This window comes from Anaerostipes butyraticus, assembly GCF_016586355.1.
GTDB lineage: Bacteria > Bacillota > Clostridia > Lachnospirales > Lachnospiraceae > Anaerostipes > Anaerostipes butyraticus.
This window is the reverse complement of record NZ_BLYI01000002.1, coordinates 1-19,990: the sequence shown is the minus strand read 5'-3', so window position 1 is coordinate 19,990 and position 19,990 is coordinate 1. Positions and strand designations below refer to the sequence as shown.

At 40.0% G+C, this 19,990-nt stretch carries 23 protein-coding genes; 15 read left to right on the top strand and 8 right to left on the bottom strand.

The window, feature by feature from the left end:
* Positions 1-79 precede the first annotated feature (79 nt).
* The 4 genes from JMF81_RS00120 to JMF81_RS00105 all read left to right on the top strand — a co-directional run bounded on the left by JMF81_RS00120 (position 80) and on the right by JMF81_RS00105 (position 3,819).
* Entirely contained in the window at positions 80-826 is a 747-nt protein-coding gene (locus JMF81_RS00120) for a DeoR/GlpR family DNA-binding transcription regulator (RefSeq protein WP_201309496.1), read from the top strand.
* Complete coding sequence (gene pfkB / locus JMF81_RS00115) at positions 823-1,728, top strand: 1-phosphofructokinase (RefSeq protein ID WP_201309495.1); 906 nt, start codon at positions 823-825, stop codon at positions 1,726-1,728. The genes JMF81_RS00120 and pfkB overlap by 4 nt, the downstream gene beginning before the upstream one ends.
* Positions 1,729-1,823: 95 nt before the next feature.
* On the top strand, positions 1,824-2,375 hold the full coding sequence (locus JMF81_RS00110; protein WP_201309494.1) for a 5-formyltetrahydrofolate cyclo-ligase: 552 nt from the start codon (positions 1,824-1,826) through the stop codon (positions 2,373-2,375).
* 79 nt (positions 2,376-2,454) lie between these two features.
* Positions 2,455-3,819, top strand: coding sequence for a GGDEF domain-containing protein (locus JMF81_RS00105; RefSeq protein WP_201309493.1), 1,365 nt, complete (start codon positions 2,455-2,457; stop codon positions 3,817-3,819).
* Positions 3,820-3,870: 51 nt separating this feature from the next.
* Here JMF81_RS00105 and JMF81_RS00100 read toward each other — a convergent pair whose 3' ends face one another.
* Both JMF81_RS00100 and JMF81_RS00095 read right to left on the bottom strand, forming a co-directional pair.
* On the bottom strand, positions 3,871-4,941 hold the full coding sequence (locus JMF81_RS00100; RefSeq protein ID WP_201309492.1) for an undecaprenyldiphospho-muramoylpentapeptide beta-N-acetylglucosaminyltransferase: 1,071 nt from the start codon (positions 4,939-4,941) through the stop codon (positions 3,871-3,873).
* A 17-nt stretch (positions 4,942-4,958) separates the two neighbouring features.
* Positions 4,959-5,204 carry a TIGR03905 family TSCPD domain-containing protein gene (locus JMF81_RS00095; RefSeq protein WP_201309491.1) on the bottom strand — a complete coding sequence of 82 codons (246 nt, stop codon included), beginning with the start codon at positions 5,202-5,204 and terminating at the stop codon, positions 4,959-4,961.
* A 208-nt stretch (positions 5,205-5,412) separates the two neighbouring features.
* On the opposite strand from JMF81_RS00095, the gene JMF81_RS00090 reads away from it, so the two are divergent.
* Complete coding sequence (locus tag JMF81_RS00090; RefSeq protein WP_201309490.1) at positions 5,413-5,844, top strand: PTS sugar transporter subunit IIA; 432 nt, start codon at positions 5,413-5,415, stop codon at positions 5,842-5,844.
* 94 nt (positions 5,845-5,938) lie between these two features.
* Here JMF81_RS00090 and JMF81_RS00085 read toward each other — a convergent pair whose 3' ends face one another.
* Entirely contained in the window at positions 5,939-6,964 is a 1,026-nt protein-coding gene (locus JMF81_RS00085; RefSeq protein ID WP_201309489.1) for a hypothetical protein, read from the bottom strand.
* A gap of 196 nt (positions 6,965-7,160) precedes the next feature.
* Between JMF81_RS00085 and JMF81_RS00080 the strand changes: the two genes are divergently transcribed.
* From JMF81_RS00080 to JMF81_RS00055, 6 genes are all read left to right on the top strand, one after another.
* A complete protein-coding gene (locus tag JMF81_RS00080) occupies positions 7,161-7,856 on the top strand; it encodes a 5'-methylthioadenosine/adenosylhomocysteine nucleosidase (protein ID WP_201309488.1) in 696 nt (231 codons plus the stop codon).
* Between the two features lie 85 nt (positions 7,857-7,941).
* Positions 7,942-8,631, top strand: coding sequence for a hypothetical protein (locus tag JMF81_RS00075; RefSeq protein ID WP_201309487.1), 690 nt, complete (start codon positions 7,942-7,944; stop codon positions 8,629-8,631).
* Between the two features lie 46 nt (positions 8,632-8,677).
* A complete protein-coding gene (locus JMF81_RS00070) occupies positions 8,678-9,505 on the top strand; it encodes a delta-lactam-biosynthetic de-N-acetylase (protein ID WP_201309486.1) in 828 nt (275 codons plus the stop codon).
* A 143-nt stretch (positions 9,506-9,648) separates the two neighbouring features.
* Positions 9,649-10,167 carry a dCTP deaminase/dUTPase family protein gene (locus JMF81_RS00065; RefSeq protein WP_201309485.1) on the top strand — a complete coding sequence of 173 codons (519 nt, stop codon included), beginning with the start codon at positions 9,649-9,651 and terminating at the stop codon, positions 10,165-10,167.
* 200 nt (positions 10,168-10,367) lie between these two features.
* Positions 10,368-11,552, top strand: a complete 1,185-nt coding sequence (locus tag JMF81_RS00060; RefSeq protein WP_201309484.1) for an ATP-binding protein — start codon at positions 10,368-10,370, stop codon at positions 11,550-11,552.
* Positions 11,545-12,270 carry a PD-(D/E)XK nuclease domain-containing protein gene (locus tag JMF81_RS00055; protein ID WP_201309483.1) on the top strand — a complete coding sequence of 242 codons (726 nt, stop codon included), beginning with the start codon at positions 11,545-11,547 and terminating at the stop codon, positions 12,268-12,270. The genes JMF81_RS00060 and JMF81_RS00055 overlap by 8 nt, the downstream gene beginning before the upstream one ends.
* A 422-nt stretch (positions 12,271-12,692) precedes the next feature.
* On the opposite strand, the gene JMF81_RS00050 is transcribed toward JMF81_RS00055, so the two are convergent.
* From JMF81_RS00050 to JMF81_RS00035, 4 genes are all read right to left on the bottom strand, one after another.
* A complete protein-coding gene (locus JMF81_RS00050; RefSeq protein ID WP_201309482.1) occupies positions 12,693-13,103 on the bottom strand; it encodes a hypothetical protein in 411 nt (136 codons plus the stop codon).
* 75 nt (positions 13,104-13,178) lie between these two features.
* Positions 13,179-13,886: a DUF4367 domain-containing protein gene (locus JMF81_RS00045; protein ID WP_201309481.1), complete on the bottom strand. Its 708-nt coding sequence runs from the start codon at positions 13,884-13,886 to the stop codon at positions 13,179-13,181.
* A complete protein-coding gene (locus JMF81_RS00040; RefSeq protein WP_201309480.1) occupies positions 13,876-14,430 on the bottom strand; it encodes an RNA polymerase sigma factor in 555 nt (184 codons plus the stop codon). The genes JMF81_RS00045 and JMF81_RS00040 overlap by 11 nt, the downstream gene beginning before the upstream one ends.
* Before the next feature lie 99 nt (positions 14,431-14,529).
* Entirely contained in the window at positions 14,530-14,793 is a 264-nt protein-coding gene (locus tag JMF81_RS00035; protein ID WP_201309479.1) for a hypothetical protein, read from the bottom strand.
* A gap of 120 nt (positions 14,794-14,913) precedes the next feature.
* On the opposite strand from JMF81_RS00035, the gene JMF81_RS00030 reads away from it, so the two are divergent.
* Positions 14,914-15,957, top strand: a complete 1,044-nt coding sequence (locus tag JMF81_RS00030) for a PTS sugar transporter subunit IIC (RefSeq protein ID WP_201309478.1) — start codon at positions 14,914-14,916, stop codon at positions 15,955-15,957.
* Here JMF81_RS00030 and yyaC read toward each other — a convergent pair.
* Positions 15,926-16,492 carry a spore protease YyaC gene (gene yyaC / locus JMF81_RS00025; RefSeq protein ID WP_201309477.1) on the bottom strand — a complete coding sequence of 189 codons (567 nt, stop codon included), beginning with the start codon at positions 16,490-16,492 and terminating at the stop codon, positions 15,926-15,928. The two genes, JMF81_RS00030 and yyaC, sit on opposite strands and share 32 nt — an antisense overlap.
* Before the next feature lie 171 nt (positions 16,493-16,663).
* Between yyaC and JMF81_RS00020 the strand changes: the two genes are divergently transcribed.
* The 3 genes from JMF81_RS00020 to JMF81_RS00010 all read left to right on the top strand — a co-directional run bounded on the left by JMF81_RS00020 (position 16,664) and on the right by JMF81_RS00010 (position 19,662).
* Entirely contained in the window at positions 16,664-17,809 is a 1,146-nt protein-coding gene (locus tag JMF81_RS00020) for a LysM peptidoglycan-binding domain-containing protein (protein ID WP_201309476.1), read from the top strand.
* 127 nt (positions 17,810-17,936) lie between these two features.
* A complete protein-coding gene (locus tag JMF81_RS00015) occupies positions 17,937-19,124 on the top strand; it encodes a DUF5711 family protein (protein ID WP_201309475.1) in 1,188 nt (395 codons plus the stop codon).
* A 16-nt stretch (positions 19,125-19,140) separates the two neighbouring features.
* Positions 19,141-19,662: a CvpA family protein gene (locus JMF81_RS00010; RefSeq protein ID WP_201309474.1), complete on the top strand. Its 522-nt coding sequence runs from the start codon at positions 19,141-19,143 to the stop codon at positions 19,660-19,662.
* The last annotated feature ends 328 nt before the right edge of the window (positions 19,663-19,990 follow it).

Sequence of the window (19,990 nt, the reverse complement as noted above, 5' to 3'; positions counted from 1 at the left end):
GACTGATTATGAAAGAAAATGATTGACTTTGATTGAAGAGGTGATATAATAAACATATAAATGATACAGAGGTGATAAGATGCTGGCTCAGGAAAGATTTGAGAAGATTTTGGAAATACTGCGGACAGAACAGTCGGTGACCGTGACAGAACTTACCAAGAAGCTGAATATATCAGAATCGACGATTCGAAGGGATCTGACGGCGCTGAATGATCAGGGGCTGCTGATCAAAGTTCATGGAGGAGCAACAGCAGTAAAATCTGTGCTGTCGAGAGAAGAAGCGGTTGCCCAGAAATCAGGGAAACATCTGAAAGAAAAAAGAGCAATAGCCAAATATGCCGCCGGATGTATCGGACCGGAAGACTTTGTGTATATTGACGCGGGGACGACAACGGAGCTTATGATCGATTTTCTGACGGAAAAAGGAGCAGTTTATATTACCAATGGAATCAGTCATGCGAGAAAGCTTATGAATGCCGGATACCGGGTATTTCTGCTGGGAGGCGAGATGAAAGCGGTAACAGAGGCAATCATCGGTGAGGATGCCCTGGAAAATCTGGAAAAGTACAATTTTACCAAAGGATTTTTTGGAACCAACGGAGTTGATCTGGAGAAGGGATTTACCACTCCGGATCCTAAGGAAGCGGCGGTAAAGAAAAAAGCACTGCATCACTGCAGCAGGGCATTTGTACTGGCGGACAAAAGTAAATTCAATCAGATATCTTCTGTAAGATTTGCGGAGATTCAGGATGCGGAAATCATTACAGAACAGCTGGATGATAAAAGATATGAGACACTGACAACGATCAAGGAGGTATTTTCATGATATACACAGTAACATTTAATCCTGCAATTGATTATGTAATCAAAGTAGACGATCTGACACTGGGAAAGGTAAACCGTACCAAGAGAGAGGATGTGTACTGCGGAGGCAAAGGAATCAATGTATCCAATGTATTGTCTAATCTTGGAATTGACAGTGTAGGTCTTGGATTTATTGCAGGATTTACCGGAGATGCCATCGAAGCGGGAGCGAAAAAACTGGGATTTCAGCCAGATTTTATCCGCCTGAGAGAAGGGATGACAAGGATCAATGTCAAGATCAAGTCAAATGAGGAAAGCGAGATTAACGGACAGGGACCAGTCATTCATGATGATGAACTGGAACAGATGTTTCAGAAGATCGATCAGCTGAAAGATGGAGATATGCTGGTGCTGGCAGGAAGCATTCCGGCAAGTCTTCCGGAAGACATTTATGAAAGAATCATGGAACGGCTCCAGGGCAGAGATATTCAGATTGTAGTAGACGCAACGAAAGATCTTTTACTGAATGTACTGAAATATCATCCATTTATGATCAAACCGAACAATCATGAATTAGGTGAGATGTTTGGGATTGAATTAAAAGATAATGATGAGATCATCGAACATGCGAAGAAGCTTCAGGAAAAGGGAGCAAGGAATGTTCTGGTTTCCATGGCAGGTGATGGTGCGATCCTGGTAACAGAAGATGGAGATGTGCACATGGGTCCTTGTCCGAAAGGTGAAGTAAAGAATTCTGTAGGGGCAGGAGATTCTATGGTGGCAGGATTTATTACCGGATATTTAAAGAGCAATGGTAATTATGAAGAAGCACTGAAAATGGGAACAGCGGCAGGAAGCGCCAGCGCCTTTTCAGAGGATCTGGCAACCGGCGAAAAGATCATGGAATTATATAAACAATTATAAAAACGGTATCAGAATATGTTAAAATGAGTCTGAGCATTTGGAAAAATGCCAGGCTCATTTTTGTATCTTAAAATAGAAAAAGAAGGGGATCAGAGATGACAAAACAGGAAGCAAGATATCTGGCAGGCACGATCAGGAACAGACTTTCCGATTTTTATCGGGAAAAAGCCAGTCAGGTGATTTTAGAGAAAGTGCAGCAGATGGAAGAATATCAGAATGCAGAGGTTATTTTCTGCTATGTCAGCACAGAGGATGAGGTAAACACATGGCCTGTCATAGGGCATGCTCTTGAGCATGGAAAGAAAGTAGGAGTACCGGTGTGCATTGGAGACGGTATCATGGAAGTCAGGGAAATTACATCATTTTCTCAGCTGAAAAAGGGAGCCTATGGCATTATGGAGCCGGATTCATCCTGCAGAAAGATAGAAAAAGAGGAAATCCAGCTGGCATTGATCCCATGTGTATCCGCAGATCAAACGGGCCGGAGACTTGGACATGGAGCGGGATATTATGACAGATATCTGGCGGATACCCGGTTTGTGAAGGCAGCGTTATGCTGGGGAGAACTGATGATGGACCGGATACCGGTGGATGAACTGGATATCAGAATGGACCGCGTTATTTCAGAAAAGGAAGATTGTGAATAGAAAGGCAGATATTACATGGGAAACTGTCTTGAAACTGAGGATGGAGTAAGATAAGATAATGCCTGTTGAGGGAGAAAGGGTGAGAAATGTGTCAGCAAAACATGAGATCAGGCCAAAACGATCGACCGGATCATGGAATATGCCTGAAACGATCCGGCCGGGATTATGGAAAATTGAAATTGATCAGACTACCGGCCGGCATGTTCTGGAAGCAGAAGAGGAAATGTTCTCTCTTCTGGGAATTCCTGTGGATATGGGAGGAGAAGAGCGATGGCTTTACTGGCTTGAAAGAGTTGCGGAGAAAGACCGGGACTATGTAAACTGGGTGATTCAGATCATGATTGCGGTTCAGAAGCCGATGGAGGCTGAGTTTGGATGGAATCATCCAAGAAGAGGAGAAATCAGATTATGCTGGACCGGAATTTTTACGGCAAGAGAAGGGAATACAGTGGTGCTGGAGGGATACGGCAGGATAATGGAAGATATCATTCGTATATCATCAAAAGATACGGAAGATACGATGGTCGTGGAAAAGAAATATCTGATCAAAAGCGATTTCTATCAGACACTGCTTTCTGAGATGACAGGATATATGGAAGTGGATCTGGATTCGGGGATTATCCACAACAGCGGCGGAATCTGGAAGAGATATGCACAGGAAGGTCAGGAAAAGCATCTGAACTTTCAGTCGTTGGGTAAAAAATATATCAAAGAAGTGGTTATAGAACAGGATTTTAACCTCTATACAAAAAGTATGGATCTTAAAAAGATTAAAAAAATGTACCGGGAAGGAAAAAATACAATCACATGTCAGTTTCGCCGTCTGGTGGGAGATTCCATTTATCACTGGATGGAACTGGTGATCCATGTGTTTGAAGAAGGGGAATCCGGGAAAATATACGGACTTTTCTATATTAAAGATATTGACGAGACAAAAAGAAAATATCTTGAGCAGGAACGGGCAGCAGCGACAGATCCGCTGACCAATGTAATGAACCGGAGAAATTTTGAAATGTTAGTACGAGAAGCAATCCAGCGCAGAAAAAGGACAGAAAAATGCGCGCTTCTGGTGTTTGATATTGATAATTTTAAGAAAATCAATGATGCCAGAGGACATCAGGCTGGAGACCAGGTCCTGAAAGAATTTTCAAAAATTTTAACAGAAGCGTTTCGTAAAAGCGATGCAATAGGCAGATTTGGCGGAGATGAGTTTGTTGTATTTGTGAAAGGAATGCCGGAAAAAGCGATCGATCAGAGACTCGGATTTATAAAAGAGAAAATAAAAGAGATCAAAGCGGCGTCCATTACATGCAGTATTGGAATCTGCAGTCTGACAGCAGAAAAACTGGGGTATGATCAGTGCCTGGAAAGAGCTGATCAGGCGCTGTATGAGAGTAAGAAAAAAGGAAAGGATACCTTTTGTTACTGGCATCAAATTTCATAGTAAAAAATCCAGTGGACTCAAAGTAAGAGAACACTGGATTTTTTTGATGCGTTATCTGCCGGAGGCCAGTTCGTTGGCAAGATTTACGATCGTTTCGATCGGATTTGCCAGTTTGCTCTGGTTCATGGCATTGATATATGTCTGACGCTGACTGTATACTGTGTTGACGGCATTCAGAAGCGTTTCGCTTGTGACATCCTCTTCCTGAAGGACATAGCTGTATCCCTGTTTTTCAAAGGATTTTGCATTGAGGATCTGATCTCCGCGGCTGGCATTGAGTCCGAGCGGAATCAGTACATTTGGCTTGCGGAGAGCAAGCAGTTCACAAATGGCATTGGCACCTGCGCGGGATACGACAACATCGGCACATGCGAAATAATGTTTCAGATCATCTTTGACATATTCGAACTGGCGATAGCCTTTTCTTGTGTCCAGAGACTGATCCAGATTGCCGCGCCCGCACAAATGGATGATCTGATAGGTTTTCAGCAGTTCATCCAGGTTGTGTCGAATCGCATTGTTGATTGCCACAGAACCTAAACTTCCGCCGATGATCAGAAGAACCGGTTTGTCTGCCTGGAATCCGCAGAGTTTAAGGCCGGTTTCTTTCCTGCCCTGGAATAATTCCTGACGGATTGGAGATCCGGTAAGCACAGCCTTGCCTTTTGGAAGATGTTCTATGGTCTCAGGAAAGTTGCAGCATACTTTGCTTGCGCTTGGAATGCTGAGTTTATTGGCAAGACCCGGGGTCATGTCAGATTCATGGATGATGACCGGAATATGAAGTTTTTTAGCGGCAATAACGACAGGAACTGTGACAAATCCGCCTTTTGAAAATACTACATTTGGATGCAGCTTTTTAAGGATTTTTTTCGCTTCAAAGTAGCCTTTGATGACACGGAACGGATCAGTGAAATTTTTCAGGTCAAAATACCGGCGGAGTTTCCCGGATGAAATACCATAGTAAGGAACTCCGATATCATCAATCAGTTTACGTTCCATGCCTTCATAAGAACCAATATAGGCAATATCATATCCCTCATCGATCAATTTTGGAACAAGAGCCATGTTCGGTGTTACATGGCCGGCAGTGCCGCCTCCGGTTAAAACAATGCGTTTCATGTTATCTCCTCCCCTGATTAATGATTTTCTTCATACTGTTTTAATGCCCGGGACAGCTGATCCGGACATGAAGTTCCGCGGAATCCGCACTGAATGCCGGAAAGCTTGTCAATCACTTCCTGAACCGGAAGACCTTTGGCAAGGGCTGCAACACCGGTTGTGTTCCCCTGGCATCCGCCGATAAATTTAATATCTGTAAGAATTCCGTCTTCTATTTCAAATTCAATGGCACTGGAACAAGTACCTTTTGTCTTATATACCATAAGTTTCTCCTCCTAATCGTAATCATAGATGAATGATAAAAGTTCAATCATCACACTATTATAGCACAAATGAGCATACTCCATAAAGAAAGAATTGTCATCAGGAAATTTGACAAATCTAGCATTGCTTTTGATAGTTTGCATGAAAGCACCATGATAAAATGAAAACAGAAAAAGAAATGAATAGAACAGAAATGAGGTATTGCCTATGAGTAAAGTGTTTGATGAAGACAGTATTTTATTAAATGAATCCTTTAACGATAAGACTGCGGCAATTCGGAAGGCCGGAAAGATGCTGTATGACAGAGGATGTGTAGAAACGGAATATATTGACGCAATGATTGAGAGAGATGAAAAAGTATCAGTATATATCGGAAATGGAGTAGCGATTCCTCATGGGGTTGCCGGTTCAGAACAATATATCAAGGCTTCCGGAGTGTCATTGATCCAGGTGCCGGATGGCGTTGACTTTGGAGAAGACAGGAAAGCTTACATTATCATTGGAATTGCCGGCGTCAATGATGAACATCTGGATATTCTTGCCAAACTGGCAGTTACATGTTCGGATATGGAAAATGTGGAAAAGCTTAGAACAGCCAGAAGCAAGCAAGAGGTTATCAGTATATTGTCGGATGTATAAAGAAAAGAATTGAAAACAGCAAAATCCGTTTCAGTTTTTTCGAGAAAATCTGAAACGGATTTTTCCATATTTACAGGGAACTTTGATGATTTTGTTATCTTAATTTCTTTTTATAGATCAGAGTACCTGCAATTCCGGCAGCAGATACGATAAATAGCATAAGCCATACATCATATGGAGCCTCGTCGCCGGTTTTTGGGGATGTTTTGCTGGTTTCTTCCTGAGTGGCAGCAGGATTTTTACTGTGATCAGATCCCTGGACTGGTTTTAATTGATCATCGGAAGTCTCCGTCTTAGGAGGCTCAGGAACAGATGGATTTTTTGTGTCATCCGGGCTGGAAGGATCTTCAGGATCCTGTGTTTCGATCACCGGGATTTCCTCTGTTTTGACTGCTCCGCATACGGTGCAGGTGTAAGTTTTTTCTCCGGCCTGGGCTGTTGTCGGCTCCTTTGTCACCTTGCCTTCATCATACGTATGACCTTTGGCAGATCCTTCGTCTGTGATCGTATCTTTCGCTGTATGGCATACATCGCACACGGCAGTCTTAGTTCCGTCTTCTGTGCATGCGGCATTGTTGTCAGAGACATATTTAGTAAAGGTGTGAGCCGCCAGACTGCCATATGACTGACCGCAGATTTCGCACACTGCCTGTTCCTGACAGGTGGCAGTTCCGCCAGTATGTGTTGTGTGAACAAAACCGGTATAAGAATCCTTATTGAGAATTAAGATCAGATCTTCATAGCCGGAAGCATGGATGATGCATACGCCGGTATCATCATTTCCCCATCCTTCTCCAATCGTGATGCCTTTTAATTCCCATCCATAAGCTCCGTAAATGCCATATTCATTCCATCTCTGATTCCAGGTTACGTATCCTTTTGAATAGGAAATGCCGTTTACTGTGACACCGGACACACTTTTTACCCATTCTTCTGCATTGGAAGACGGGATTACGGCAAAATCACCAGTCGGATCATTGCGCTGTATTGTAACAGAAGGGGGTGTTTTCCCTCCATCAGAATCTTGTGCAAAACAGGTAGATGCAGCAAATGAGAGCATCAGAAACAAAGCCATAATGGAAACAGCTAATTTTGTAAATTTTAAATTTTGAACTTTCATTTCTTACTTTTTCTTTCCTCCTTAGATAATGAAATATAGAGGTTAGCTGCAACTAACTAAAATTTCAATTACATTATACTACACAAATTTTCTATGTCAAGAAAATTCTTCCAGTGCAAATCTTTAGAAAAAATGGACGAAAACAGCAGAATTATGATATGCTGACAGATAAGAAGACATATCGGGAGGAAAATTTATGAAAATTGGAATTATAGGAGCAATGGAAGAAGAAGTCAGCCAGCTGATCGAACAGATGGAAGAAAAAAGAGAAGATACTCTGGCAGGCATGACTTTTTATGAAGGAAAGCTGAGAAAAAAAGATGTTGTAGTCGTACAGAGTGGAATTGGAAAAGTAAATATGGCAGTGTGCACGCAGATACTGATTGACCGGTTCCATGTAACCCATTTGATCAATACCGGTGTTGCCGGAGGCCTGTACAAAGATATCGAAGTAGGAGATATTGTGATTTCCAGCGACGCCCTGCAGCATGACATGGATGCCACTGGATTCGGTTATGAACCAGGCGTGATTCCGCGGATGGAAACTTCAGTTTTTCAGGCAGATCAGGAGATGGTGGAGACTGCAAAAGAAGTATGTCATGAAGTCAATCCGGACATCCAGTGTTTTGTAGGCAGAGTTGTAAGTGGAGATCAGTTTATTTCTGATAATGAGAAAAAACATCAGCTGATCGAAAATTTTAAAGGCTACTGTGCGGAAATGGAAGGAGCAGCCATGGCACAGGCTGCGTATCTGAATCATGTTCCATTTTTGATTCTGCGGGCAATTTCTGACAAAGCAGATCAGGAAGCAGCAGGAAGTTATGAAGAATTTGAAAAGATGGCAATTTTGCATATTGTTCGGCTTGTTCTTGGAATATTAGACAAGGAATAGTCTAACTTTGTAGGATGGTTTCTCTTAAGTTTCCGTTCCTCTCCTTTTATAATGATAGATAAAGAAAATAAAAGGAGAGATGAGTATGGAGATCTTAAGAGAAACTTTTTTTGTACAAGGACTGGCAGCTGCACTGATCATAGGGATTGTATCCAAAATTATGGTCTGGAAAAGCTACCATAACCTGTTGATTGCATCGGAGGAGATGGACAGGCCTCAGAGACGATGGATCGGGGTGTTGAAGAAAAAATTTGAAAATTATTATCAGCTGGACGCGGATGTGCATAACACAGGCTGTATTGTGGATCAATATTTTGAAAATCACAGACTTCTGGGGATATCGATCACAGTCTGGGAACAAATCCCCGGCCTTTGTGCGATTTTGTGTATGATGCTGGGATGTGCCGGCGCCGCGAGAGGAATTGCCCAGGGGACGGATATTTTCCTCTGGCTGAGGAGTCTTATGCTCAGTGCTGTCGCGGGCTTTCTTATTTTTATGATAGATTCTCTGTTTCAGATGGAACACATGAAACGGATGATTCGGACGAATCTGATCAATTATCTGGAAAATGTACTGCCGAATCGTGTGAATAAATCCATGAAGAAAAAAGAAAAAGATGTCCGGAGACAAAAGAAGAATCAGGAGAATCTGGAAAAAGAAGAAGAGGAAGCTGGGAAAATTGCAGGACATTGGGAGCAGATTGCAAGCGCCAGGGAACTGGAGCTGACTCCGGAAGATATTCAGACACTGAAAGATTTTATCAATGAATTATAAAAAGGAAAATGCTTCATAGAATAGTAAAAAAGAATGGAACAAGAAAATGAAGCATTGGATTCGAATTGCTGCGGCTGCAGGCATTTTCCTGTGTTTGTGTGGATGCGGAGACAAAACTTCGGACCGCAAAAAGGAAGAAGTGAAAACGACGGAAGAGGCGCTGATGACATTATCTCAGGAGAAAGAAGGCTGGTGGCTGAAGCGGAGAGAAGGAAATCAGCCTCCAGAGGTATCGGATAAAATTGATCTGTCAAAGTATGATGCGTATTATATGGATCCGAAAGCTTCCGATTCGAAAAAAAAGCGGATTTATCTGACCTTTGACTGCGGATATGAAAACGGTTTTACACCTAAAATTCTGGATGTATTGAAGAAAAAAAAGGTGCCTGCAGCTTTTTTTGTAACCAAACCTTTTATCCGGGAAAATCCAGATCTTGTGAAGCGTATGAAGAAAGAAGGACATGTGGTAGGAAATCACACGGTGCATCATAAGAGTATGCCAAGTCTTTCCGACCGGGATAACAAACAGGAAATTTATGACTGTGCAGAATATTGTAAAGAGGCGACAGGATATGAGATGGATCCGTTTATCCGGCCGCCAATGGGAGAATACAGCGAGCAGAGTCTGAAGCTTACAAAAAAACTGGGGTATAAAACGATATTCTGGAGTATGGCCTATGTAGATTTTGATGTGAACAATCAGCCAGGAAAAGAATATGTCATTGAGCATTTTGATCGATATGCTCATAATGGGGCAATTCCGCTGATCCATAATGTCTCCCAGTCCAATGCAGAGGCTCTGGAGACCGTTATAGAGCATTTGAAGAAAAAGGGATTTGAATTTCTTTCCCTGAAAAAACTGCCAGACTATTGAAAGAGGAAAGTTTGTTTGATAAAATATATGTATCCGTTATCTATGATACGGATATCAAAGAAATGGGGATTCTCATTCTCTGAGGATCAGGATAAATCAGAGTTTGAGAATGAAAGACTTTCAAAGAGACTTTAGGAGAAGACATGAACAGAATTGCTAAGTTTCACAAAGTAAGTTTTCATCAGTTTGAGGAAAGCTGGAAAGAAGAATTTCCAGATACTCTGCCGGAAGAGATTCAGGAGATTTATGACGGAATTGAACTGCCGCGCAGAGCAACGAAGGGATCAGCGGGATATGATTTCTTCAGCCCGGTGGATTTTGAACTGAAGCCGGGAGAGACTGTTAAGATTCCGACAGGAATCAGGGTTTCTATGAGAGAAGACTGGGTATTGTGCATTTTTCCAAGAAGCGGACTGGGGTTTAAGTACCGCCTTCAGATGAACAATACAGTGGGAATCATTGACAGTGATTATTATTTCTCAGATAATGAAGGACATATTTTTGTGAAATTAACCAATGACACCAACGAAGAAAGAACCATATCGATAGTACAGGGAAGCGGTATGGTTCAGGGGATTTTCTTCCAGTATGGGATTACGGAAGACGATCACGCAAATGAGGTGCGCAATGGTGGATTTGGTAGTACAACAAAGAATCAATAGTGTCAGATGATGAAAGGCCAGGGCAGTTGGAAGCCCTGGCCTTTCACTGTTTATTAGAAGAATTAAAAATATTATAAAAAAGATAAAACCAATTAAAAATGATTAAATTATGTAAAAATGGTTAAAATACTTTAAAAATCATTAAAAACCAATAAAAATGCGTTAGAATGTGATATAATTTTAGAAAAGGAGGTTTGAGTATGGAATTACGTGCAGAAGATGTATTTAGGCCGGGAGCGTTTCCTGAATATACTTATATATCAAGAAAATCTAAAACATCAGATTTATCATATGAGTTTCGATTAAAGCAGGCAATACGAGTTTCCGGGTTTTTGACATCCTTGGTGGGACCATCTAAAATGGGAAAAACAATCCTGTGTGAAAAAGTAATTGGATTTGAAAAGATTGTAGAGATTTCAGGTGCAGATTTCAATGACGATACAGATTTTTGGAAATTAGTTGCCGCAAAAGCCGGATTATCTTATGAAGGACAATTTTTTTCGGAAAGAAAAAATGAGGATACGAAAGATACAAAAAAAGAAACTTTTTCGCTGACAAAAGATAAGATTATCGAATATTACAAAAAAGAAAATCTGGTTTTGGTCATTGATGATTTTCATTATGCACCTGTAAAAAAACGACTTCAAATTGCACAACAATTGAAAGATGCAATCCGGAGGGGATTTAAAGCCATTGTCGTTTCTTTACCTCATAGAGCAGACGAAGCAATACGTCAGAATGCGGATCTATCTGGCCGGCTTAGTCTGATAAATATGGAGGTATGGGAAGTACAGGATTTAAAGGAAATTGCGAAAGTTGGATTTGCGATATTGAATATTAAAATTGAAGATAGTATAGCTGAAAAAATTGCGGTGGAAAGTCTGTCTTCTCCTCAGTTGATGCAATATATATGTTTGAACATCTGTACTATTTTAGAGATATCTGATGATACTTCATTAGAAGTGAAAGAGGAAATTCTGGAAAAGGCATATCGCTATACAACAGCCAATTTTGAGTACGGAGATGTCATTACATTAATACAAAGAGGACCTAGTACAAGAGGAAAACGAAGAAATCATTTTCTAACCAAAAAGGGAGAGAGCTGTGACATTTACGAATTAATTGTAAAATCAATTGCGGAAAATCCACCAATTATGAAATTAAAATTTGAGGATGTGAAAGAAAGAATATATCATTTGTTAAAAGAGGACTGTAAAGGGCCGACTCCTCAGACGATTAAATCGAGTCTGTCAAAGCTGCAGGAATTATTAAATGGACGGGAAGATATATTCAGAGTATTAGATTGGAAAGAAGGAACTTTGTATATTTTGGATCCATTATTTTTGTTTTATCTGCGTTGGGGAGGAAATAGAAACGGTGAATGAGTTTCATAGTATAGAGGAAGCTTTGGCATCTTTTAAAAAAGCTGATAATGAGCAGACATTTGAAATGAATGTAACTTTGTTTAAACAATATTTGAAACAAGATGGGATGAGTGCGGAAGGCATAAAAGAATTTGAAAGAAGAGCATACTATCTTCCAAATGAGTATTCCAAAAAAGATACACAAGAAAGAATGATGGTGGCAAGAGAGAGGGTTATTTCTTATATAGAGCAATTTCTTGATAACGAAGAAAGTAATATTCTGCTTCAAGTATTAGAGCATTATGACTTATTTCTAGAAAATTTAATAGAAAGAGATCCCAATAAAAGGGCCGGAATTAGAAAAGAACAATTGTCTGCATTAAAGATAGAAAATGAATATGATGTACAGCATTTGTTATTTGCGTATCTCAAGCCTTTATATCCGATGGCAAGAACAGAAGTAAATCAGGATATGGGATATGCAACTGTTAGAACAGATATTTCTCTTGATTCTGAGACGGTGATAGAGGTTAAATGTACCAGGCCTTCGATGCAGTTAGGAAAATTGAAAGAAGAGATAGCAGCAGATATGATACATTATAGTGAAAAAAATATATATTTTTTTATATATGATAAAGAAAAGATAATAAAAGAACCTCAAATCTTTAAAAAAACATATGAGAAAATGGTAAAAGAAAAGAATATACATATAACTATTCATCAGCCTAAAATTTTGTAATTCTCAATAAAGGCATCAGCTGTTGTAAAAGCGCTGATGCTTTTTTTGACAGGTTGAAGAAAGGATCAATTCTTTATATGATAATGATGAGAGGGATTGGAGACCCAGAGATATTTAGAAAAAGAATTGTTAGGTTCTCGCCTCCAATCTGTAAAAAATTTGAGTGGCTAGGTAATGATTGTAGGCATGTGTGTTGCTAGGTTAATAGTTTCATTGGGTCTCTTTTAAATCCCTCTCATTTAATAAACCTTAAAAAGAAGAAAAAAGGGAACTAAAATCGAAAAAAAATAAAAAACATAGGTTTTTTATTCAAATAATATCCATATTTTCCATAAAACGTCGAAAAGACAGACGAAGTCTGCCTTAGATAAGAGAACGACGAGTAAGGATTAAAAAAACAGAGTTAATAGTGGAATTAAGATTTATTTATAGCTGTTTTTATAGGTGAAGGTGTCGCTGTTGATTTTAGCGCCGCCTTTGGATTTGTAAATTGTAACAGTGCTGTGAACACGGTAAGTGTAGCCTTTTGTTACATAGTAGGAACTGCTAAATAAATTGCTTCCAGTTTCACCATGAGTACCACTGGCTAAAGTATGCCAGGATCCGCCAGAATATCGCTGCAGTTTCATTGTAATGGTTGAATAATAAGTTCCAACACTGGGAATCACAGAGGTATAAAAATCAGCTCGTCCTAAAGTACCGAATGATAAGCCAATGGTAACATTTTGAAAGCCATCCCAGTCATTGGCTGCGGAGACGGGAGTAATGGAGGATGACAGAAGGACAAGGGAGCAAAGAGAACAGAGAGCAATTGCTTTTCGAAATTTTTTCATAAAAAATCCTTTCTATCCTTACTGTCATAAAAACTGATTTGAATAGAAAGGGTAAAAAAATAAGACCTTCTGGCCTTATTTTTTAAAATTAACATTTTGTGCTATTTTGATCATTTCCGATTGTGATTCATTAGAGGTAATAGTAAAGATAGCGTTATGATTATAAAAAAGAAGAGTATTTTGCGTATCTTTTAGAAAATAAAATGTTTGATCGTTAATAGAAATTTTGCTGTAATTCCCAGATTCGGATTGGTTAATATAATTGTCATATTTTTGATCTAATTGAATTGTAATATATAAAAAAGAGTTTTCCTTTTGATAATTGTATATAATATGATCATTATTATTTGAAGTTTGAATTTTTGTACATTCATATCCGTTGGGAATATAATCAAACTGGATTTGATCTTCTATATTATTATCTTTCTCATTAACATCAACTTTAGTTTTGTTCTTTAGAGTACTGTTTTGACGAAAGATAAAATTTAATATAGGCTCTCGGAATGCTTTTACATTCATAGCCGTCACAGATGCAGCTCCAATGACGATCACTGCGGCAGCGGCAACTTTTTTGCCCAGATGAAGTCGTTCCTTGCGGACTTCTTTCCGATAAGCATCTTTGAACATCTTGTCCATACGGTCATCGAAGTCCTTAGGAATGTCCATTTCCGGAAGTTCGTCAAATTTCTGAATTTCGTCATCTATATATTGTTTCCCACCATATTCAATCAAATGATCCAGGAGTTGTTCCTGTTCTTCAATTTTCTTCTTGTTATCTTTCATAGAAATCCTCTTTTCGAAACATCTTTCTTAATTCTTTCTTCGCTAAAGCAATTCGTTTGGCCACGGCACGTTCAGAAATATGAAACATATTGGCAATCTCTCTGTATTTAAACCCATATACATAATGGAATAACATCGTATCACACAATGGCGGCTTCAGTTTTGCAAGCTTTTCTTTGACGGATTCTAGATTAATGAATCGTAAATAAGCATTTTCCGGGTCTTCCAAGTGGTAAGATTCATTTCCATCTTCGTAGTCCAGAGAAAGATGGGAATTCTTTTTCTCCTCATCAGCCATGGTATACATGACATTGCGAAGCATTGCTGAAAGAAAGTAGAGAATTTCTTCTTCGGGAACATTCAAAATACTTTGCGGGTACATAAGAGCTTTCTCAAAAACTCGCTGAACCGCCTCCTCAGCTGTATGCTTGTCTGAAGTATATTTAAATGCGGCATAGAATAATTTACCGGCGTATTCTTTATAAAGATGGGCAATATATTCTGTTACCTGACTGCCGACCGGGCGCAGCGTTTGTCGCTTCATATATCCACTCTTTCTCAAAACATATTTATAAGAAATTTATTTTCCTTATACAGTAAGTATACTCAAATAGGCGAGAACTGTAAATAATCTTTGAAAAAATTACTCTTCAATTACCTGGATTTCAAGGTAATCAAAGTCGATTTCTTCTATAAAACTGTCTCTCGTAAATCGGGTTTTGCTGCTGCGGATAAAATCCTGTTTATTGGATTCCAGCCAGAGAGGTTTAGGAAGGTCAAATTCATAGCACATTTCTTCCAGTGCCTGGTAGACTTTCCTGGTACGATTTAAATCATTGTCAACACAGATTACCGTATCGGTAATCATGCGGTTCTTTTTAAAGATTTTTCCCCACATACGAAACATAAGGTTCCTGCTTTCTAGATGATAATAAATAGTTACTTTGGCTTTAGTATAGAAGTATTTTTCTTCCTTGTAAAGCGCAAATGGTGTGTTATACTTGAAAAAAAGGCGGAGGAATTACGAATGAAAATAGTAAGAAGAATTTTTGCAGACGGTCTGTCCGGAATGACAACCGGATGGTTTTGTACCTTTGTCATAGGGACGATTTTACAGCAGATTGGGAACTGGATTGGGGGAGACGCCGGTGGAATGCTGCAGACCGGTGCAGCTGCTCTTAAGGTGTTTGCCGGAGCGGCGATCGGCGCAGGAATGGCATATAAGCTTGGGGAATCAGCGTTGACAGCTTCAGCGGCTGCAGCAGCGGGGATGATTGGTGCGTACAGTACACAGATACTAGATGGATCGATTCTGACAGATGGAAAGATAGTGCTGGATGGACCGGGACAGCCTTTGACAGCTTTTGCAGCTGCATATATAGGAATTGAGATTGGCAGGATCATTGCGGGACAGATCAGACCGGCAAGGCTTTTGGCTCCGTTTTTGACGATTATAATTGGCGGAGGAGCAGGAATTCTGATCAGTCCTTATATAGAAGGACTGATTGGAGAAATAGGAAAAATGATCCAGTGGGGAACACAGCAGGAACCGTGGCTTATGGGAATTGTTGTTGCTGTTCTTATGGGAATTGTATGTACACTTCCGGTCAATCCGGCTGCGGTTGCTTCTATGCTGAACCTTTCAGGTATTGCGGCAGGAGCAGCAGCAATCGGATGCAGCGCTCAGATGGTGGGATTCGCAGCAGCAGGACTGAGAGAAAATGGAATTGGAGGGTTTCTGGCCCAGGGAATCGGAACATCCATGCTTCAGCTCCCGAATATTCTTCGAAGACCCTGGATATGGATTCCATCGATTGTATCCAGTGGAATTTTAGGAGCGGTTTCTACAGTTTTGCTGAAAATGCCCAATAGTTCTCTTGGCGCGGTTATGGGAACAATGGGACTGTCAGGAGCAGTTTCCGGTTATCATATGATGGAAGAAGGCATGGGATCTGCCGTTTTGATTTTTATCATGTATGCGGCTGCGCCGGCTGTTTTAACATATTTTATTGCCGAAGCGATGAGAAGAGCAGGAATCATTAAAAACGGTGATATGAAGCTGGATATATAAAGATATTTTCTAATCCGGATGAAATAAAAGAAGCCAGTTTTATTACAATCTGTAAACGTGTATTTTGGATCATTTTTTCATTATGGTCAGAAGTACGGTTTACGATGCCTGTGATGGAGATATTGCCGATGGGAGGCAGAACCTTGGAAACTCCCTGCCCAGGGAACAGAGGCATGGCAGAAAGCGTAATGCATCCGACATGTTCTTTGCAGCCAAGACATGCGTCTACCGCAATGATAAAAGGATCTGCGTAAAGACTGTGGATTTTGTGAATGGTCTGTTCCAGATTCTGAGCGTGGACAGGCCGTGAGAGACTGCCGTATACGGAGCAGAGAGAAGAATGATTTTGAAGATATTGTCCCACAAGCGGACCCAGACAGTCTCCGGTTGCCCGGTCTGTACCAATGCAGACGATGACCAGAGGCTGTTTCTTTTTGTGATATTTTTTGATCAGGATTTGAAGATCTTCCTGAAAATCCTGGAATGCATGAGCATCCGCAGGCTGATAATAAGAGATTTTGTTGGAAAATAGCATAAAAGTCCTCCGGATTTCAGTCTGTATTTGTGATTGTTTTGTCTTCCTAGTTTATACAAAAGGAAAGAAAGTATGTAGAAAAAAAGTTGGATTCTTTCGACGAGGTTTGATAAAAAAAATAAAAACAATATGCTAAAGTCTCCTTATTATAGAAGAAAGGGAGGCTTTTTTGTGAAGACAGAACAGCAGTTGCCAAAAAATATCCGGCAGATTGGGAGTCCGGTAGGTCATACAAAAGTTTATATTGAAGATTACGTGATTACCTTTTTAAATGCTCTTGCGATGGATCGAAATACTTTTGTGCGTGGAGCAATTTTATTTGGTGAAAAGAAAAATATCAGTAATGATACTGTGATTTTTGTACGTGGAGCCATCGAGGGACAGAATCTGGAGCTGGATTTGGATGAAGCTGTTTTTGACGATGCGGTATGGAGGGAGATCTATCAGCAGAAAGACAGATTTTTCCCTGATCTGGAAGTGATAGGATGGGCTTTGTCACGAATGGGGTTTTCTGTCCGGCTTAATGATAAAATTAAGAAGACCCACTTTGAAAATTTTCCAGGTGAGGGAAAAGTACTTTATATGGTAGATCATCTGGAGCAGGAAGATGCTTTTTATGTATACAGAGGTCAGGATCTGGTTAGGCAGAACGGATACTATATATATTATGAAAGAAATCCTATGATGCAGGATTATCTGGTAGAACGGAACCAGAAAATCCGGGAAGCACAGTCTTATGAAAATATGCTGGAAGCAAAACGGGATGAAAAAGTGATCCGTCAGTTCAGAGAAAAGATTTCCAAGACAGCAAAAGCCAGCAATCGGAGAGGAATGCTTCGAAAAGTTACATCTGCCGCAGCCGCCGCAATGGTGCTGGTCGTAGGAGGAACCATGTATTATTATGCAAAAAATGATACATCGGTGGATTTAAAAGATATGGTGCGCGGAGCGGTTCAGACAATGGGAGATGGAGTGAAAAATCAGATTTCAAAAGAAGAAGAGGATGATGAGATTCCATCAACGTTAGAAACGGAAGAAGAAACAGAGGAAACCACTCAGGATACGGAGGAAACTTCCACACAAAAAGAGACAAGCACCCGGAAAGAAACATCGGAAACAGCTGCTACAACAGCAGCCTCTGCAAGAAATACCAATTCTTCTCAGACATATACGGTAAGGCGTGGGGATACTCTGGTATCAATCAGCAAGAGAATGTATGGAACACAGAAAAAAGTGGAGCAGATCAAAAATGCAAACGGCATCGAAGACGGGGATCATATTTACCCGGGACAGAAGCTGCTCATTCCGAACAGCTGAAGAACTGTGAAAGGACGGCGGACGGCGGACAGGCTGTCAGCGGGCTTTCTACTGGACGGAAGATGTCTGATATTGTATAATAAATTACTATCAAATGAAAAGATGGACAGAGAATGGAAGGAGCTTTATGGAACAAAAGACGAAATCAGGTTTTTCTCTTTATGTTAACAGCAGTGAAAGCGTCCAGAATGCAATCGTGCTTCGGGAGAAAAAGAAAAAATATCGAAAAATTCTTCTTATCGGGCTGGCAATTCTCTGCATTATGACGTTTTTAATATATCGTTACCGTACTTATCATACGATGAGCAGCACAAAAGAAATTTCAAAAGAGATGTCAGATTCAACACAGTCATTTGCTTATGAGAATGGCACGATTTGTTATAATGAGGATGGCATTTCTTTTCTTAACAGCAAAGGGGAGACAGAATGGAATAAGACTTTTTCGGTCAGAAATCCAATTAGCTCTTACTGTGGAGATTATATTGTGGTTGCATCGAAAAGCGGAAATGAAGTAAAACTTCTGGATGATACAGGAAATATGAAGAGTCTGACGGTATCTTATCCTATTATTGATGCAGAGGTTGCTGAACAGGGAGTGATCGCGCTGATGCTTCAGGGAGATGACGGAAACTATATTGAGCTTTATGATGCAGCACAGGAAAAGCTGGTCAGCATTAAAACGACTCCAACGCAGAATGGTTATCCGATGGATATTGATGTATCATCGGATGGACAGAATCTGGTGGTCAGCTATCTTGTTGTTGATGGAATTGAGACGAAGAGCAGGATTGCTTTTTACAATTTTGGAAATGAGGGAAAAGAAAAAGAAGACCGTCTGGTTGCCGGATTTGATTTTAAAGACACTGTGATACCGAAAGTAAGCTATATGGGAAATTCCAGAGTCAGTGCCATAGGAGATAATGAACTGGTGATTTTTAAGGCGGGAAGTAAACCGTCAATGAAAAAAGAGATAGAGATCAATGAATCGATTAAAAGCATTGCGGTTAATGAAGATTATGCAGCGTTGATCGTGGAGGCAAAGGAATCAGAAGAACAGTATGAGGCAAGAGTATATAACAGGGCCGGACGGCAGATTATGTCACATGGTTTCTCTTATGAATTTAACAAAGCGTCACTGGGAGATGGAGAATTGCTTCTAATAGGAAGTTATCATTGTTCCATTCTGAATTTCGCCGGTCACGAGATGTTTCGCCATGATTTTGATAAGAGAGTTTTAGATATATCACCAACAGGAAAAGCCCGCAGGTATTTGGTTTCTTATGAAAGCGGAATGGAACTGATCAGTCTGCGGTAGAAATGGAGAGTTACATATGGGAGAAATTATTTTAATTATTTTATTGTTGTACTTATTGATTCAGGTGGTCAGTGGATATCGAAAAGGATTTCTGAATGCGGCGCTTGGATTAGCTGCATGGATTTTAACCTTCGCAATAGCATATTACCTGGCGGATTATTTCAGGGATCCGGTTTCTCAATACATTGTAAGACAGCCTCAGAATTTTCTGACGAATCAGATTGCCTATGTTATTGCGTTCGTGCTGGTAACGATTGTGGTTCGGATTATTTTTTCTTTTATAATTCGATTTATCAATAAGATCAACAATCTGCCGGGGATCGGATTCATCAACAAGGCAGCAGGAGGCATCCTGGGATTTGCAAAAGGATCTCTGGTTATTATGTTTGTATGTTTCTTTATTTCCTTAATGCCGGTGGTTGGATTGAATACGCAGTATTCCCAGATAGTAAGACCGGGAAGCATTATGGAGATTTTTGTAGAGAACAATCCATTTACACAGATGCTTGAAAACAGTACAGGAATCAATATTTCATAATAGTCAGGCAAACCGCACGTTTTGTTTTTGAAACGTGCGGTTTTTTGTATGGATAATACAATATGTAACAGGAAAGAAATAAAATTGAGAAAAAGATGAAAAAATTGAAAAAAGTAGTTGACACAAAGAATCTGGCGTGCTATTATAACTAAGCTGTCTCTGAGAGAGACGGAAACAAATCATCGAAAAGATAAAAAAGAACAAAAAAGTGCTTGACAAAGTCACTGAGACATGATATTCTATAAAAGTTGCTGACAGAGATTGATCAGAACGATAGAAAAAATCTTGAAAAAAGTTCTTGACAAACAAACTTCGAGATGATAGAATA